At 36.8% G+C, this 16,356-nt stretch carries 13 protein-coding genes; 6 read left to right on the forward strand and 7 right to left on the reverse strand.

The annotated features are described in order from the left end of the window. The first annotated feature begins 19 nt into the window (after positions 1 to 19). Together HMPREF2660_RS03730 and trpA are read left to right on the forward strand one after the other, a co-directional pair. On the forward strand, positions 20 to 1,225 hold the full coding sequence (locus HMPREF2660_RS03730) for an endonuclease/exonuclease/phosphatase family protein (protein ID WP_041942099.1): 1,206 nt from the start codon (positions 20 to 22) through the stop codon (positions 1,223 to 1,225). Then, positions 1,222 to 1,995: a tryptophan synthase subunit alpha gene (gene trpA, locus HMPREF2660_RS03735; RefSeq protein ID WP_070485651.1), complete on the forward strand. Its 774-nt coding sequence runs from the start codon at positions 1,222 to 1,224 to the stop codon at positions 1,993 to 1,995. Before HMPREF2660_RS03730 ends, trpA begins: the two co-directional genes overlap by 4 nt. Before the next feature lie 15 nt (positions 1,996 to 2,010). Here trpA and HMPREF2660_RS03740 read toward each other — a convergent pair whose 3' ends face one another. Beyond that, positions 2,011 to 3,387, reverse strand: a complete 1,377-nt coding sequence (locus HMPREF2660_RS03740) for a tryptophanase TnaA (RefSeq protein WP_013598193.1) — start codon at positions 3,385 to 3,387, stop codon at positions 2,011 to 2,013. Between the two features lie 88 nt (positions 3,388 to 3,475). Between HMPREF2660_RS03740 and HMPREF2660_RS03745 the strand changes: the two genes are divergently transcribed. After that, positions 3,476 to 4,039, forward strand: coding sequence for a hypothetical protein (locus HMPREF2660_RS03745; RefSeq protein WP_070485652.1), 564 nt, complete (start codon positions 3,476 to 3,478; stop codon positions 4,037 to 4,039). A gap of 16 nt (positions 4,040 to 4,055) precedes the next feature. Here the strand turns inward: HMPREF2660_RS03745 and cls are convergent, their stop codons facing one another. Then, complete coding sequence (gene cls / locus HMPREF2660_RS03750; protein ID WP_070485653.1) at positions 4,056 to 5,558, reverse strand: cardiolipin synthase; 1,503 nt, start codon at positions 5,556 to 5,558, stop codon at positions 4,056 to 4,058. A gap of 77 nt (positions 5,559 to 5,635) precedes the next feature. Then, entirely contained in the window at positions 5,636 to 6,934 is a 1,299-nt protein-coding gene (gene tyrS, locus HMPREF2660_RS03755) for a tyrosine--tRNA ligase (protein WP_070485655.1), read from the reverse strand. 86 nt (positions 6,935 to 7,020) lie between these two features. Here tyrS and HMPREF2660_RS03760 point away from each other — a divergent pair, with 86 nt between their 5' ends. Further along, a complete protein-coding gene (locus tag HMPREF2660_RS03760; protein ID WP_070485657.1) occupies positions 7,021 to 7,977 on the forward strand; it encodes a magnesium transporter CorA family protein in 957 nt (318 codons plus the stop codon). A gap of 97 nt (positions 7,978 to 8,074) precedes the next feature. Here the strand turns inward: HMPREF2660_RS03760 and HMPREF2660_RS03765 are convergent, their stop codons facing one another. Beyond that, a complete protein-coding gene (locus tag HMPREF2660_RS03765) occupies positions 8,075 to 9,562 on the reverse strand; it encodes a RagB/SusD family nutrient uptake outer membrane protein (RefSeq protein WP_013598198.1) in 1,488 nt (495 codons plus the stop codon). Between the two features lie 14 nt (positions 9,563 to 9,576). Beyond that, positions 9,577 to 12,711 (reverse strand): SusC/RagA family TonB-linked outer membrane protein, encoded by a 3,135-nt coding sequence (locus HMPREF2660_RS03770; RefSeq protein WP_083299054.1) that lies wholly within the window; start codon positions 12,709 to 12,711, stop codon positions 9,577 to 9,579. An 84-nt stretch (positions 12,712 to 12,795) separates the two neighbouring features. Here HMPREF2660_RS03770 and HMPREF2660_RS03775 point away from each other — a divergent pair, with 84 nt between their 5' ends. Beyond that, the gene (locus HMPREF2660_RS03775) at positions 12,796 to 13,785 is read left to right on the forward strand and encodes an NAD-dependent epimerase/dehydratase family protein (protein ID WP_070485659.1); all 990 of its coding nucleotides are present in this window, start codon (positions 12,796 to 12,798) and stop codon (positions 13,783 to 13,785) included. Positions 13,786 to 13,799: 14 nt separating this feature from the next. Then, the gene (locus tag HMPREF2660_RS03780; RefSeq protein ID WP_013598201.1) at positions 13,800 to 14,864 is read left to right on the forward strand and encodes a diphosphomevalonate decarboxylase; all 1,065 of its coding nucleotides are present in this window, start codon (positions 13,800 to 13,802) and stop codon (positions 14,862 to 14,864) included. Between the two features lie 77 nt (positions 14,865 to 14,941). Here HMPREF2660_RS03780 and rfbD read toward each other — a convergent pair whose 3' ends face one another. Further along, positions 14,942 to 15,796, reverse strand: a complete 855-nt coding sequence (gene rfbD / locus HMPREF2660_RS03785; protein ID WP_013598202.1) for a dTDP-4-dehydrorhamnose reductase — start codon at positions 15,794 to 15,796, stop codon at positions 14,942 to 14,944. After that, entirely contained in the window at positions 15,793 to 16,350 is a 558-nt protein-coding gene (gene rfbC / locus HMPREF2660_RS03790) for a dTDP-4-dehydrorhamnose 3,5-epimerase (RefSeq protein ID WP_013598203.1), read from the reverse strand. Before rfbC ends, rfbD begins: the two co-directional genes overlap by 4 nt. Positions 16,351 to 16,356: the final 6 nt, after the last annotated feature.

Below are 16,356 nucleotides of genomic sequence, written 5' to 3' on the forward strand. Positions count from 1 at the left end.
AAGAAATAATTAATACTTTATGATGCTAAAACACAAATTAACGTTAATATTACACCTGCTTTTCGTATGTGTAATTCAGACGATTACCAATGCGCAACAATATAAAAGTGCTACGGTGGCCTTTTATAATATCGAAAACCTTTTCGATACAATAGAGTCTGCGGGATATATTAATGGACATTTACCGTTTAATGATCCTCATTATCATACCTCTATTCCGGTAGAAGATATAGACAAATACGAGGCAGAACCTTTTAAAATGCCGTACACTTACGAAAACCTGAAAAACAAAAAAGTGGTCCGTCCGCTAATTCTCCAAGACGAATTTCTACCAAGAGGAAAAAAAGTTTGGACGAGTCAACGCTATAACCAAAAAGTTAATAATATCGCTCGAGTACTATCTGAAATTGGCACAGATGTAACCAAAGTTCCGCCAGTAATTATTGGTTTGTGCGAAATAGAAAATAGTCAAAACATGATCGATATCGCTAATTCTCCTTTCCTCAATAAGTATAACTATGGTGTTGTGCATTTTAATTCATTCGATGCGCGTGGAGTAGATGTTGGGTTGATGTATCAAAAAGATCGCTTTACTGTGACATATGCAAGACCTTACCCGATATTCAATTACGATAAAGATGGCTCTCGTCGTTATACACGTGATATTCTTTTGGTTACGGGACTCTTAGATGGTGAAGAAATTTCTTTCTTGGTCAACCACTGGCCATCACGTAGTGGAGGTGAAAAAGTTTCGATGCCAGGTAGGATAGAAGCAGCGAAAGTCATGAGAGGTATTTTTGATGAGTTGAAACAAAAAAATCCGAATGCAAAAGTTATCGCCATGGGAGATTTTAACGACGATCCAGTGAGTCCAAGTATCCGGAATACATTCAAAGCAGCAGCTGATAAGTCTTCTGTAAAAGAAGGCGGGTATTATAATCCGATGACAAAACTATTTAAGAAAGGTTATGGGACACTGGCATACCGTGACGCATGGAATCTTTTCGACCAGTTTATTTTTACCGCTTCATTGGTGACCAAAGAGAATGATTTCTCATCGTATAGAATTTTTAAAACCGAAATTTTTACTCGTGATTATCTTATCACCAAAGATGGCCAATGGAAAGGAACTCCCTACAGAATGTGGAGTGGTGACACCTATCGTGCAGACGGATATTCGGATCACTTCCCGATTTATACTATTCTTATCAAACAAGCAGAATGAATACATTAGATCAACTTTTCAAACATAAAAAGAACAATTTACTAGCAATCTATTTTACTGCAGGATATCCCAAACTTGACGATACTCCCAAGATAATCAAAGCTTTGGAGAAAAGTGGATCAGACCTTATCGAAGTTGGTATTCCTTATTCGGATCCATTAGCAGATGGATCGGTGATACAGAAAACCAGCGAACAAGCCCTGAAGAATGGGCTCACTATCGACATACTTTTTCAGCAATTGGCAAGCGTTCAACCTATACAAACGCCTATATTATTGATGGGATATTATAATCAATTGATGAAATATGGATTGGAAAAGTTTCTACAAAACTGTAAAAAAACAAACGTATCTGGTTTGATTATTCCTGATATGCCTGTAGAAATATATCAAGAACAACATCAAGCTATGTTCGAAGCCTATGACCAGAAAGTAGTGTTTCTCGTTACACCTAAAACTTCTGAAGAGCGTGCGCAAAAATTAATTGATGCCACAACTGGTTTCGTATATATTGTATCGAATTCTGCGACAACCGGAACCAGTAATAGCGCTTATAACGAAAGTTTCCTAAAGAGAATCAAAGAAAAACAGTTGTCGAAGCCGAGTTTGGTAGGTTTCGGAATTGCAACTGCTACCGATTACCAAAAAGCAACTAAGTTTGCAAACGGAGCCATAATAGGGAGTGCATTTCTTAAAATGCTCGGCGAAAGTGAAAATCTGGATCAAGCTATCGAACAATTTATTTATTCCATAAAAACAAAGGAAGCTTAGACTTCCTTTGTTTTTTTACTTCTTTTTCAATTTCACAGTAAAGTGTCGTAAAATAGGCGCTTCCCAAGCAATAGAGTAGCCTTTGGTGACTTCTTCTCTCCGATCGAAAACATTTTTCAGTGCCTTGGCAATATAATCCATGTGGTTTTGCGTATATGTTCTTCTTGGGATTGCTAATCGTAAGAGCTCGAGAGCTGGATAGCGATTTTCTCTAGTTTCTGGATCGCGATCTGCCAATAAAGTGCCAATTTCTACTCCACGAACACCAGCTTCTTTGTACAATTCTATACCTAAGGTTTGTGCTGGGAAATCATCTCTTTTTAGGTGAGGATAAAAACCCAGTGCATCTACAAAAACAGCATGGCCACCAATCGGATATTGTACTGGAATTCCATAACTTCTTAGTTTTTCACCCAAATAAATTACCTGCCCGATACGCGCTTGCAAATAGCTATGTTCTGTCGACTCTTGTAAACCTTGTGCCAAAGCAGCTAAATCTCTACCAGCCAGACCTCCGTAGGTTAAATAACCCTCGTAAATAATTCCGAAATTTCCAGCCTCTTGGTATAACTCTTCATTTTTCAGTGCTAGAAAACCTCCAATATTTACCAAACCATCTTTTTTAGAAGACATCGTCATACCGTCAGCATACGAAAACATTTCTTTGCAAATTTCTTTGATGGTTTGATGATGAAATTCTTTTTCACGTTCTTTTATAAAGAAGGCATTTTCGGCAAATCGTGCAGCATCAAAAAAAATCGGAATATTATACCGTTCCGATAAGGCTTTCACGGCACGAATATTTTCTATCGAAACTGGTTGACCACCAGAAGAATTACAAGTAATGGTAATCAGGGTGAACGGAATTTTTTCTTTTCCGTATTGCTGATATATTTTTTCCAGCTTTTCTATGTCGATATTTCCTTTAAAAGGGTAAGGATCGTCTATAGAGAAAGCCTCGTCGATCGTACAATCAACTGCATGTGCTTTCCTAAATTCTATGTGCCCTTTTGTCGTATCAAAATGCGTATTGCCCGGAATAATATGGCCTTCTTTTACCAGTACAGAGAACAATACATTTTCGGCAGCTCTGCCCTGATGTGTTGGCAAAAGATAGGGAAAACCAGTAAGTTGCTCCACCGTATCTTTTAGTTTTTTGAAGGATGAAGAACCTGCATAACTTTCGTCACCAGTCATCATTTCTGCCCATTGCTTATCAGACATGGCTCCGGTTCCGCTATCGGTAAGAAGATCGATAATCACCTGATTGCTCTGTAGATTAAACAAATTATACTCAGCGTCTTCTATCCATTTTTCTCTTTCTTCGCGAGTAGAAAAATTTATTTCTTCTATGGTCTTGATGCGATACGGTTCTATAAAAGGTAATTTCATTTTTTTTGTGATTTTGAACTTTAAATGTAGGAGAATTTTTGATGAAAAATAAGTAGATTTAAAGAATTCTTTAGAAGAGTACTAAAAAATGAAAAAGTTTGATGTTACTTCTTTGATGCAATCCGATCAAAACCAAGAACAATTTAGGTATTGTTCGGTTTGTCGGGTATCGATTGTTGATAAGAACTTTGTAGTAGAAAAAGCCTATAAAAAAGATTATCTAGAAAATGATTGGGTAATGGTTTTTGAGTTGGCTGTTTGCGATGCTTGTCGATTGCAAATGAATCGAGATATTTCTAGCGAATCGAAAAAAAATATTCAACAATTTCTTCATGATAAAGCTCAAATTATCCAAGAAAATAAAACTCAAGTCATTGAAAAGCTGAAGCAACTGCAAGAAAAAAATCAATGTTTTTTGACGGGTAAATCGATAGATGATTGCCAAGAGTTTCAGGTTGTTTTGTTGCATTCTCCTACGATGAATTTGCCGTCTACGCCGTTGTTTATTTCTGATGATGCGATCGAGATGTATCAGGCTTTGTTATCAGACCATACCAAAGGTTTTTTTGATGATTTTATGGATAACCTCAACGGTTTACCACCAGAAATAGAGGAGCTTTTTAGATCTAAAAAATCGTTAGTTTTGTTGTGATTTTTTTTCTACCGTATCATAATAAAGGAGCTAATAATCTACAAAGAGAGGCAATCCCACGGTGAATCATCGGGATAGATTTCCATTGTTGATAGGTGATTTTTCGCGTGTCGAGTAAATCCAACTTAAATTGTTGGTATAACTTTTTTATTGCTTTCTTATCATAAAAAACAGCTGTAATCTCGAAATTGATAAAAAAACTTCGGTTGTCTAGATTCACTGTTCCCACAAAAGCAATCTCGTTATCGACCGTAATCGTTTTCGCATGGATAAATCCTTTTTGGTAGAGATGAACATTGACACCACGTTTCATCAGGCTTTTAAGGAAAGATAGCGAAGCTTGTTGCACTATAAACGAATCGCCTTTTTCGGGTAGGATGAGGTTGACTTCTACACCACTAGAAACAGCGATTAATAAGGCAGACTTGAATTCATCTGACGGGATGAAATAAGGAGTTGTGATACAGATCTTTTCTTTTGCCAAGGAGATTGCTAGAATCATGGATTCCATTGCCGAGGGGACATCAGACCCGGGTGAAGTGTACGAGAAGCCTATAACAGACTCAATAGATCTGTATGTAATTTTCTGTTCTGGGAAATGATATTCAGCTTCGTCCATCGAGTACATTTGGCCTTGGGTCATCGACCAGCTTAACCAGAACTGTAACTCTAACATATCAACCGATTCGCCTCGAATGCAGAGAGAAGTATCTCGCCAATACAATTTATTTTTGTCGCTGTAGGGAGGAGTATTGATGTAGCGGTCGGAAATGTTGATACCCCCGACAAAAGCAATTTCTGCATCTACAATCATTATCTTTCTATGATTACGATAGTTAGAATTTGCCAAAGAAGAAAAGTGGACTGGTAAAAAAGTCTGACACTGAATCAAGCTATCCTCAAAAATTTTTTTTGCTTTTTTTATTAGTTTTGGTGATCCAAATCCATCTACGATTATGCGAACAATGACACCGTTTGCTGCTTTATTTTTGAGAATTTCAATTACTTCTTGGCCTATTTGGTCCAACTCAAAAATATAATATTCTAGATGGATATGATGTTTAGCTTGTCGAAGAACTTCTAGAAATCGAGGAAACTTTTCCTCTCCATTGATCAATACTTCTAGCTGATTATCAAGGTATGAGGGAGAAGAAAGGCTGTGGTACAAATATTGAAAAACTTTACTAAAATTACCGGTTTGTTCTGTAATTAGTTGTTGGTTACTGCTATTAAACGAACTTATGCTGTGCCAACGTTCGATGATTTGGCGTTGTTGTTTGGTATCTATTCGGGATAATGTTTTTTCTTTATTGAATTTTTGTCCGAAAAAGAAATAGAATAATAAACCAATAATGGGTAGAAAAAAAATGACCAAAATCCAAGCAATAGTTTTTTCGGGTTTTCTATTTTCGATGAGAATGGTAAGAATCAAAACCAAATAAATAAGCGTTAGCGGGATCCAATACCACTCTACCAAAAATTGCCATAGTTGATGTAGGATATGTGTTGCTTCTGCCAAGGTAAAATCTTATTATACTAAAATAAAAAAAACTCATCATAAAGGATGAGTTTTTACGTTGTATTTTTGGGGTAGGATTATTCTACAAGTAGGATAAAATAGTTTTTCTTTCCTTTTTGCAACAGCACGTAATTGTCAGCAATTAGGTGAGAAGAATCGAGGATAAATTCATCGGTAATTTTTTCTTTATTTACCGAAATAGCATTGGCTGCTAATTCTCTTCTCGCTTCTGAATTCGATTTTAGGAAACCTGATTTTTCTACCAACACATCGACAATTGCTAAACCGTTTTCTAAGTCTTCTTTGGCGATTGTCGCTTGCGGAACGCCTTCGAAAACCGATAGGAAAGTGTCAGCGTCTAAGCTTTTTAGATCTTCTGAGGTAGATTTCCCAAACAATACTTGCGATGCTTTTTCAGCTTTATGAAGCTCATCAACCCCGTGAACCATGATGGTGATTTCGGTTGCTAATTTGCGTTGAAGCTCGCGTAGATGAGGTTCTTTTCTATGATGTTCGATAAGATCGTCGATGGTTTCTTTATCGAGGAATGTATAAATTTTGATATATTTTTCGCAATCAGCATCAGCTTGATTGAGCCAAAATTGATAGAATTTATAAGGTGAAGTTCTTTTTTTGTCTAACCAAATGTTTTCTCCACCTTCAGATTTACCGAATTTTGTTCCGTCTGCTTTTGTGGTCAAAGGACAAGTAAAAGCAAAGGCTTCTCCTTGTATCGTTCGACGAATAAGTTCTGTTCCGGTGGTGATATTTCCCCACTGATCAGATCCACCCATTTGTAGTTTGACGCCGAGTTTTTCGTATAAGTAAAGATAGTCATACCCCTGAATCAATTGATAGGTAAATTCGGTAAAAGACATACCGACGTTGGATTCGGCAGAAAGGCGCGATTTCACAGAGTCTTTTGCCATCATATAATTTACGGTTAGATGTTTCCCGACGTTGCGCACAAAATCGATGAAGGAGAAGTCTTTCATCCAATCATAATTGTTAACTAAGATTGCAGAGTTGCCATTTCGCCCATCAAAATCGAGGAATCGAGCAAGTTGAGCTTTTATTCCGTTGACGTATTTTTCTAGGGTTTCTTCGTCGAGTAAATTGCGTTCTGCACTTTTCCCAGTTGGGTCACCTATCATTCCAGTTGCTCCTCCTACCAAAGCGACAGGGCGGTGGCCATGCCGTTGTAGATGCACCAATAAAAAGATGGGCACCAAACTACCAACGTGCAACGAATCGGCGGTTGGGTCGAAACCTACATAACCGGTTGTCATTTCTTTGTTTAGTTGTTCGGCTGTACCAGGCATGATGTTGTGGATAAGTCCACGCCATGTTAACTCTTCGATTAGCGGGTTGTTCATTTTATTCTACTAAGGAGGTTTTTATAAATACTCGTTAAAAAATTATCGGACAAAGGTATAATATATCTGGCAATTTTTTTAGTATCATGGTAGGAAAGTGGAGCGAATTTTCTAACTTCCGAGAAGATTTATCGCTTATGCAATCTATTTTGTTCGAAAATGCATTCCTAAAATGGATCGATTTAGAGAATCCTACCAAAGAAGAATTAGAAGAATTGGGCAGAGTTTATCAGTTCAATCGTTTTACTTTGGCAGATAATTTAGAGCCTGGTCATTTTCCAAAATTCGAATCCGATGTTTTGATTTCTTTTCTTTTGGTTCGGTTTTATGGTAAAGATAAACATCAGCACCAAAATATTGTGCGCGAATTTAGTCACAAAATTGGGGTTTATTTCAACGAGAATATTGTGTTAACTATTCATCAAAAACCAACCAATTTGCTGGTGCAGGCTAAGGAGGCTTGTTTGATGAAGAATAGGGATCATCAAAAAATTAATTCGAAATTGTTGTTGTATTATATTTTGAGACAAACCTTATTGTCTTATCAATTGCCAGGGGAGAAGATGATGGAAAAGATTGACGCTTTCGAGACCATTGTTTTTTCGGATAAATCGAATAAAATTACATTGAAGAAAATTTTTCAGTTGAAACGAGAAGCTTCGTCGTGCAAGAAAATTCTAAGTTTGATGGATGATGTGATAAAGGAGCTGACGATTTTCCAGAAGAATCCTAGTCAGTTTCAGGATTTACGAGAATCGAGTCAGAAATATCTACATTTTTATTCTCAGATTTTAGATGATATCCAAAATTTGATTGCGATTTTCATGTCTTTATCCAATCAAAAAACAAATGATATTATGAAGTTGTTGACGATTTTTTCTGCATTTTTCTTGCCCTTAACTTTTATGGTTGGTGTGTATGGGATGAATTTCGAATATATGCCCGAATTGGCTTACAGATATGGCTATCCTATTTGTTTGGTTGCGATGATTGCCATTGTTATTTTTATCTATTTTTGGTTTAAGAAGAAACAGATATTATAGTACGACTAGTTGGTTGACCTTACGATCGTTAGTATATCTCTTTGTAAAAAAAGAGACTGTCTATGAAGACAGTCTCTGATTAAATATTAATACACTATTATTGAGTTGGGTTTTGTTCGATCAAAGGGTTAGAGTTAATTTCTTGCCTCGGAATTAACCATTGCCAACGTGGATCATTCGGCTCAATCGTGTATAGATTGTTGATAACTGTGGTGTTTTGGTTTGCATCTTTTCTATTGAGAGGTAAACCTAAACGTTTGAGGTCGAAAAATCTAAAACCTTCTCCCCAAAGCTCTATACGTCTATTGAGCAATATTTCTTCATAGTATTCTTCTCCTGTTTTGGTGAAGTCGCTAAATTCGTTATCTCTTGCTTGTATAAGCTGTTTAAGGATTAGTTTAGAACCGTCTTCGTTACCTAATTTATATTTAGCTTCTGCTTCTATTAGGTACATTTCTGCAGCTCTCATAAATGGAACATCTCCTAATGAAATCGAAAAAGATTGGGCTAAGAACTTTTGTGAAGTGTACGGGTGTCTCGAAAAGTTGCGAGGTAGTTTTAATGAAGCATGTTCGCCCGTAGGGTCAACCAATTCTTTACGTACGTCTGAGTTCGGGAATGCATTGTATAGGTTAACATTCATTACTTTCGGTGCTAGTCGTATTTGTGTAGAACTGTAATTTCTCGACATATATGCGTGGAAATTCCCAAAATAGTCTGTTTGGTCACTTACTATTTTTATTCCCCACATCCACTCTGGGTTATTGTAATTATTGAAACCTTCCATATATTCTTCGCGAGACATCAGTTTGAATGGTGTTCTTGCAAGTGCTGCGTATTCTGCGGCCTTGGCATAGTTTTGTTGCACGAGTGCCACACGAGCTTTTAGACCTCTAACATTGTTAACGCTAAAATGCGAGACGTTTGCTTGGTCTTTACCTTCTAAAAGTTCTTCTGCTTTGTCTAGATCTTTCCATATTTGCTCATAGACTTCAGCAACGGTAGCTCTTGCTTTTGGTCCGATATCGGTTGGGTCGAGACGTACAACTATTCCAGGGTTTGCATTTGCTTCGCCTGCAACATAGCGCTTGCCATATATTTGTACAAGTTGAAAATAGCTAAATGCGCGGTAGGCATAAGCTTGCCCTATTGCGTTTTCTTTCAACTCTAGGTCTCCTGAGGCCTTTTCACCATAAGTGATAATTGTATTGGCATTTCTTGCCATCGAATACCAAAATAGCCATGGATAGGAAATATCGCTAGCAGATTCGTTGTTGGTGTGTAACCAACGTATAGCAGAAACAAACCATCCGTTTCCTGTAGAAGGGAAGATAACATCATCTCCCATTACATCAGAAAAGATTAATTGAGCGGTGTACCCGTTTTGTCCTTGACTTCTGTTTTGTCTCGTATACATATTTCTATGCATTCCGTTTATTGCTGCCATCAAGTTGTCTGCAGTTGACATTGCTGCTTGTTCACTAACAGACGAGGTTGGCTCGGTATCCAAATAGTCATCTGAACAGCTACTCAATAGTAAGCTTAGACCTAATAAAGTTGATGTAAGGATTTTTATTTTTTTCATGATTTTTTATTTTTTTAGAATGAAACATTTAGTCCTAAAGCTACTATCCTAGATGGTGTGTAACGATAAGAAGTATGTCCGTTAAAAGATTGAGCAGGTTCTAGACCTTTCCTCTTAGTTGCCGAGAATAGGTTTTCTCCACTAACAAAAACTTTCAATGCAGTTATGCCTAAATTTTTGATATCATCTTGCTTAAAGGTGTACCCAAATTGTGCATTCTTCAAAGCTAAATAATCCGCATCTACTAACCATCTGCTTGAAACAGCTCCTGCTGCCGAAGTGTTCTGTGTACTTACAATTGGTACATTTGTAATATCACCTGGTTTTTTCCAAGCATTTAGCATATCAACATGCATTGCTTTACCTTCTGCATAGGATCCCATAAGTGATGCATAGTTAGAATCATATATCTTCCCACCAATTTGATAGGTAAATAGTGCATTTAGATAAAAGCCATTGTATTTGAATTCTGTACTAAAATATCCTCCAACATCTGGTATTGCTGTTCCAGAGTAATCATATAGTGCGTTGTTGTGGTTTGTTGTAACAACAGTGCCATCTGCCATTGTGCGTGTATCGGCATTGGCATTTATTTTAGGATCTTGAATATATAAAGGTGCTCCATCTGTAGGGTCTACACCATACCATTGACGAAGCCAGAAATCGTACGGAGAGTGTCCTTTTGCTAGTCGTTGAGCATTGCTGATAATTTCTTCTTGACCTTCTGGCATTTTTATCATTTCAGTATCATATAGGGTTGCAGCTAGATTCAGGTTCCACTCGAAGCTTTCATTTTTTATTAACCCTAAGTTTAGCCCAAACTCCCATCCACTATTTTTCATTGTTCCTACGTTTTTGTAAATACCATTATTAGGAACACCCGCAGAGCCTGGAGTTGGTACTCGGAATATCATGTCTTCTGTTCTTCTGTCGAAATATTCTACAACTCCCGAAATACGATTCTGGAAGAATCCGAACTCTAAGGCAACATCAAACTGATTGTTAGATTCCCATGTTAGATCAGGATTTCCTTGTTGTGTAATATAGATACCTGGTTCTTCTGCATTATCATAGCTTAGTGAATATAGGTTGCGATCAGCTTGCCATCCAGGTGCAGATCCGTTTCCTCCGTCATTACCAACTTGCCCGTACGAAGAGCGAAGCTTTAATTGACTAACGCTTGAGTTGTGAGACAAAAAGTCTTCTCTATGAATATTCCATCCAGCTCCTGCTGACCAAAATGTTCCAGAGTTATTGTCTTTTGAAAATCGTGAAGATTTATCATTTCTTACCGATAATGAAACTAAGTATTTGCTATTGAAATCATAGTTTAATCGACTGAACCATGACTCTTTTCTTATCTTGTTGCTATACCCTGTTTGGGTCGTGGTCAAAACAAAGTTCGAAAACTCATAATTGTTCGAAACTTTTTCCTTTATCTTACGATGGTATTGATATTCGTATCCATATTCATACGATTCATGCCCTACAAGAATATTGAAGTTGTGATTGTCGAATGATTTATTATAGTTAAGTATTTGGTTTATTGTAGTACCTGTATATTTGTATAATTCATTTGATAAAGCTCCTGTACCTGCAGCGTCGCCAATAACTTTATTTGTATATTGTCTGTTATTTTCGTTTCGATAATCGTAGGTAGCATTACCTGTAAATGTTAAGCCTTTGGCTAGCTTTAGTTCTGTGAAGAATCTAGAATTGATAGATTCTGCAGTGAACAAAACATCATTTAATAGAGTTTCTTGTATAACGTTACGTCCGCTGTGAGCTTCTGATCCACGTCCACGGCTAATTATACCATCATATACTAAGTTGCCGTCATCATCATACACCTGTTTACCTGTTTTGTCATAGTAAAAAGGAGAATAAATAGGACCTATAGAACGTGTAAAGAAGAACGGATTAATGTATGAGGTGCCTCCACTATCATTAGCCAATTTACTTTTAACTTTCGATCCACTAAGGTTTACTCCTAGCTTCAACCAATCAGTTACCTGACTATCAGCAGATGCACGTGCTGTATAACGTTCAAAATCAGATTTAATAACATATCCTCCCTCATTATTGTATCCAATAGAGGCATAGAAGTTAGAATTTTCTGTAGAAGCACCGTAGTTAAGATCGTATCTATTTACTTGACCTGTTTTGTTGAGGTATTTATTCCAATCGAAGTCATTGTAGAGTAAGCTTGCGCCTGGATTAAAAATGCCATCTACAACTAATTGGCTATCATCTACATTATAAATGTTGTTTTTCAGGTTATCTTTGATTAGTGCTCCAGATGCATAGGCATTCGCTTGTTCTACAGTAGCATTAGGATTGGTTTGTAGATAACCGTTTCGCATTGCTTCCCAAGCTAATACGTAGTACTCTTTACTACCAATTCTTTCATATTCTTTTATTCCACGACTCACAACACCAGAGTAAGCACTAAAGTTAAAAGAACCCTTTCCTTTTCTTCCTTTTTTGGTTGTAATCATTACCACGCCGTTTGCAGCAGAGGCTCCGTATAGAGAAGTAGAAGCGGCATCCTTAAGAATGTTTATCGATTCGATATCATTAGGGTTAAGGTCGGAAATACTTCCCGTATAAATTGCACCGTCAACAACATATAAAGGGCTGTTGGATAAATTGTAAGATGAATTTCCTCTAATTCTTACGCTCAATCCACTACCTGGTTGCCCAGACCCTGTAGAAACCTGAACGCCAGGAGAAGAACCTTCTAATACTTTGGCTACGTTGGATATTACACGGTTTTCTATTTGCTCTTGCTTTATAACAGAGTTAGAGCCGACAACATTTTCTTTCTTTTCTACCCCATAAGCAACTACTACCAACTCTTCCAAGTCTATAGTAGAAGAGCTTGATTTTAATTTAAGGTTTCCTAAGGTTGTAGAGGTTACCAAGAACTCTTGATTGTTAATGATTAGAGTGTCTCCTATTTTCGCATCAATCTCAAAGTTACCATTTTCATCCGTATACGTTACGGTATTTGTTCCTTTGATACGCACTTCAACATCATCTTCTGGCAGGCCATTGTCATCTTCTACACGACCCTGTGTCTGTCCAAATGCATATGTCCCAAATCCTAGAAAAAGGAGTAAACTTAATTTTACAATTTTTTTCTTCATGGTTTAATTTAAATTTAACAGACCGTAAACATAATAAAAATTTTATAAAAAAATGTTAAAGGAAAATTTTGTTATTTTTGTTTGATGATTTTTATAACGGGAGGAACTGGTTTGGTCGGATGCAATCTGCTATTGCGTTTGACAAGTGAATATGAAAAAATTATTGCTTTTCGGCGGGTAAATTCGGATATTTCTATAGTCGAACGCTTTTTTATTCAAAATAAGGCAATAGATCGTTGGCAAAAAATAGAATGGAGAGTAGGCGATCTATCCGATATCTCTTCTCTGCCAGAATTGTTGCAAGGCGTAACCACGATTTTTCATGCCGCAGCAATGGTCAGTTTCGACCCGAAAAAGAAAAAACAACTCTGGGAAAGCAATGTAGAAGTAACAACAAACTTGGTCAATGCAGCGATAGAAGCAAAAGTCGAAGAATTTATCTATCTAAGTTCTATTGCAACCATGGACGACAGAAACCCTATTACCAAAAAAATAGACGAAGATTCTTACTTCAACCAAAGTAAAAAACATAGCCCTTATGCACTAACAAAATTCAGAGCAGAAATGGAAGTTTGGCGTGGATCTCAAGAGGGCCTTAGAACCATTATCGTTAATCCTTCGATTATTATAGGTAGTTTGGATGGAAAAAGAGAAAGCGAACGTCTCTTTCAGAAAAGTTGGAGCAATCGATTTGCACCTGCTGGTGGAACTGGTTTTGTTGATGTTCGTGATGTTGTAGAAATTATTATACGTTTACGAAAAGAAAAAGCATATGAAGAACGCTTCTTGATTAATAGCGAAAATACAGCCTATCAATTGGTTTTGGGGCAAGTAGCCGGCTATTATGGTAAAAGAATAAAAAAAATCCCAACCTCTTTTTTATATACCGTTCATTATTTATCAAAAATAGGACGCTGGATAGGATTGCCTTGGCTAGACAAAGGTACATTAGAGGCAATCACACAAATGAGTGTATACGACAATAATAAAGTAAAAGAGAAGCTTTCGTATAATTTTATTTCGGTAGAAAATGCAATTGCATATCATTTCGATCAATATCAAAAACTAAAATAGTATTTTTGCAACCTATGGAACAGCAATTCATTTCAGAGCTTCCTGCGAACATTGTTTTCTCTGCCGGAAGCGTAAAGTCTAAAAGTCCATCGAATATCGCATTGATAAAATATTGGGGAAAAAGGGAGAATCAGATTCCGACCAATGCATCCATCAGTTATACACTAACCAATAGTTATACCGAAACAGAACTGAAATTTGAACCAAAATCAGGTAACGATTTTGATGTGAAAGTGTTTTTAGACAAAAATTTACAGACCAATTTCGCACCAAAAATCATTCAGTTTTTCGAGCGCATAGAGGCATACATGCCTTTCTTACGAAGATTCAGATTCGAAGTACATACGCACAATTCATTTCCCCATAGCTCGGGTATCGCCTCTTCGGCATCCGGTATGAGTGCTATGGCCAATTGTTTAATAAAAATGGAGAAACTTCTAGGTAGTTCTCTCAATGAAGAGCAAGCCCATAGAAAAGCCTCTTTTTTGGCACGTTTAGGCTCTGGGAGTGCTTGTCGGTCTACTTATAAAGGATTGGTTGTTTGGGGAGAAAATAAGGCCTTGCCCAATAGCTCTAATCTTTATGCTATAAAATATCCCAACCAGCAGATTCACTCGGTTTTTATACATTTTCACGATACGATTTTGTTGATCCATGAAGGAGAAAAATCAGTATCTTCTACAGTAGGGCATCAGTTGATGGATAGGCATCCATACGCAGAAAAAAGATTCATAGAGGCCAATAAAAATCTCGAAAAACTCTTGCCAATTCTCAAAAATGGAGATGTATTTGCTTTTGGTAAGATGGTCGAGCACGAGGCACTAACTTTGCATGCGATGATGATGACATCTGATCCTGCTTTTATGCTGATGAAACCTCAAACTGTTGCAGCAATTGATTCGATTTGGGCTTACAGAAAAAAAACTGGCAATCCTCTGTTTTTTACCCTAGATGCTGGTGCAAATATCCATTTGCTTTATCCTGATGATATTGCCAAAGAAGTACACGAATTTATAAAAAATGAGCTGAAGCAATTTTGTGAAAAAGGTAATTATATCCACGACCAGGTAAATTTTTAAGTCAAATTATAAAGAATACAATCCATAAAAAAGCTCAAAAAATAGAGCTTTTTTTTATGAATAGTGGTTAAGGGAAATCAATACATTTCATTAATTTCGGAACGTAAACTATCTTCCCATTTTGGGATTTTCAAACCATAAACTTGTTTAATTTTTGTTTTATCCAATAAACTAAAGGCTGGCCTTTTAGCTGCCGTAGGATAATCCTTGGTTGCAATGGGATGAATTTCTATTGATGAATTGGTGTATTTTTTTATGGCTTGAGCAAAATCATACCAAGAACATTCACCTTCGTTAGAATAATGAAAAACACCATATTGTGGCACATCACTTTCGATTATTTGCACTAGGGCTTTTGCCAAGTCTATTGCATTGGTTGGCGAGCCGATTTGGTCATTGATTACATTGATTTCTTTTTTCTGTTCGAATAAACGCAGCATTGTTTTGACGAAATTATTTCCGAATCTAGAATACAACCATGCAGTTCTAATGATGATGGTTTTTGGGTTCGTTTGCAAAGCTAATTGCTCTCCTGCTAATTTTGTTTTACCATAAATATTTTGTGGGTCACATGGGTCATCTTCTTTTTGCGGATGATTATCGTTACCCGAAAAAACATAATCGGTTGATAGATGGAGGAGGGGAATATTTTGTCTTTTGGTAACTCTGGCAAGATTTTCTACACCAAGAGCATTTACAGCATAGGCCTTTTTTTCTTCACTTTCTGCTAAATCTACCGCAGTATAGGCGGCTGTATTGATAACACCATTGTATATATTTTTATCAAAATGATGCAAAAGATTTGTACGATTAGTGATGTCTAACTCATTGGCGGTCTTGAAAATAAATTGAATTTTCTTGGTCGATTTTTCTATACTTTCTATGGCTTGTGCTAGTTGTCCGTTTGCTCCAGTTACTAAAATCTTTTTCATAGATGATGATGATTGTTAAAGTCAAGAAAACGTTGTGCTGCTTGGTCTTTTTCAGATAGAATCATGTCTTCTGTTGGTATTTGCCAGTCAATACCCAAATCTATGTCGAGAGGATACACTCCATTTTCTGAGTCTTTATGATAGAATTGATCGCATTTATAAAAGAACGTTGCACGCTCACTCAAAACAGAAAACCCATGCAAGAAACCTTTTGGTATAAATAGTTGTCGATTGTTTTCGGACGAAAGTTCTATGCTAAAACTTTTCCCATAGGTGGTAGAATTCTTGCGTACATCGACCACGACGTCCAGTACTTTGCCTTCGAGAACACGAACGAGTTTTGCTTGTGCATGTTCTCCTTGTTGTAGATGAAGTCCACGGACTACTCCATAGGTCGACTGCGATTGGTTGTCTTGTACAAAATGAGGACGAAAACCAAGAATTTCATTTAGTATATTTTCATTAAACGATTCGAAAAAATATCCTCTTTTATCTTGGTAAACGGTTGGTTCGATTATGAAACAACCTTTGAGGTAGGTTTCTGTTGCATTCATAAATAA

It is taken from the genome of Weeksella sp. HMSC059D05, from assembly GCF_001809725.1.
GTDB classification, from domain to species: domain Bacteria; phylum Bacteroidota; class Bacteroidia; order Flavobacteriales; family Weeksellaceae; genus Weeksella; species Weeksella virosa.

Excerpts from the sequence above, each read along its gene's own strand:
- HMPREF2660_RS03730 (WP_041942099.1), top strand. The coding sequence starts at position 20 with ATGATGCTAAAACACAAATTAACGTTAATATTACACCTGCTTTTCGTA.
- trpA (WP_070485651.1), top strand. The coding sequence starts at position 1,222 with ATGAATACATTAGATCAACTTTTCAAACATAAAAAGAACAATTTACTA.
- HMPREF2660_RS03740 (WP_013598193.1), bottom strand. The coding sequence starts at position 3,387 with ATGAAATTACCTTTTATAGAACCGTATCGCATCAAGACCATAGAAGAA.
- HMPREF2660_RS03745 (WP_070485652.1), top strand. The coding sequence starts at position 3,476 with ATGAAAAAGTTTGATGTTACTTCTTTGATGCAATCCGATCAAAACCAA.
- tyrS (WP_070485655.1), bottom strand. The coding sequence starts at position 6,934 with ATGAACAACCCGCTAATCGAAGAGTTAACATGGCGTGGACTTATCCAC.
- HMPREF2660_RS03760 (WP_070485657.1), top strand. The coding sequence starts at position 7,021 with ATGGTAGGAAAGTGGAGCGAATTTTCTAACTTCCGAGAAGATTTATCG.
- HMPREF2660_RS03765 (WP_013598198.1), bottom strand. The coding sequence starts at position 9,562 with ATGAAAAAAATAAAAATCCTTACATCAACTTTATTAGGTCTAAGCTTA.
- HMPREF2660_RS03770 (WP_083299054.1), bottom strand. The coding sequence starts at position 12,711 with ATGAAGAAAAAAATTGTAAAATTAAGTTTACTCCTTTTTCTAGGATTT.
- HMPREF2660_RS03775 (WP_070485659.1), top strand. The coding sequence starts at position 12,796 with ATGATTTTTATAACGGGAGGAACTGGTTTGGTCGGATGCAATCTGCTA.
- HMPREF2660_RS03780 (WP_013598201.1), top strand. The coding sequence starts at position 13,800 with ATGGAACAGCAATTCATTTCAGAGCTTCCTGCGAACATTGTTTTCTCT.
- rfbD (WP_013598202.1), bottom strand. The coding sequence starts at position 15,796 with ATGAAAAAGATTTTAGTAACTGGAGCAAACGGACAACTAGCACAAGCC.
- rfbC (WP_013598203.1), bottom strand. The coding sequence starts at position 16,350 with ATGAATGCAACAGAAACCTACCTCAAAGGTTGTTTCATAATCGAACCA.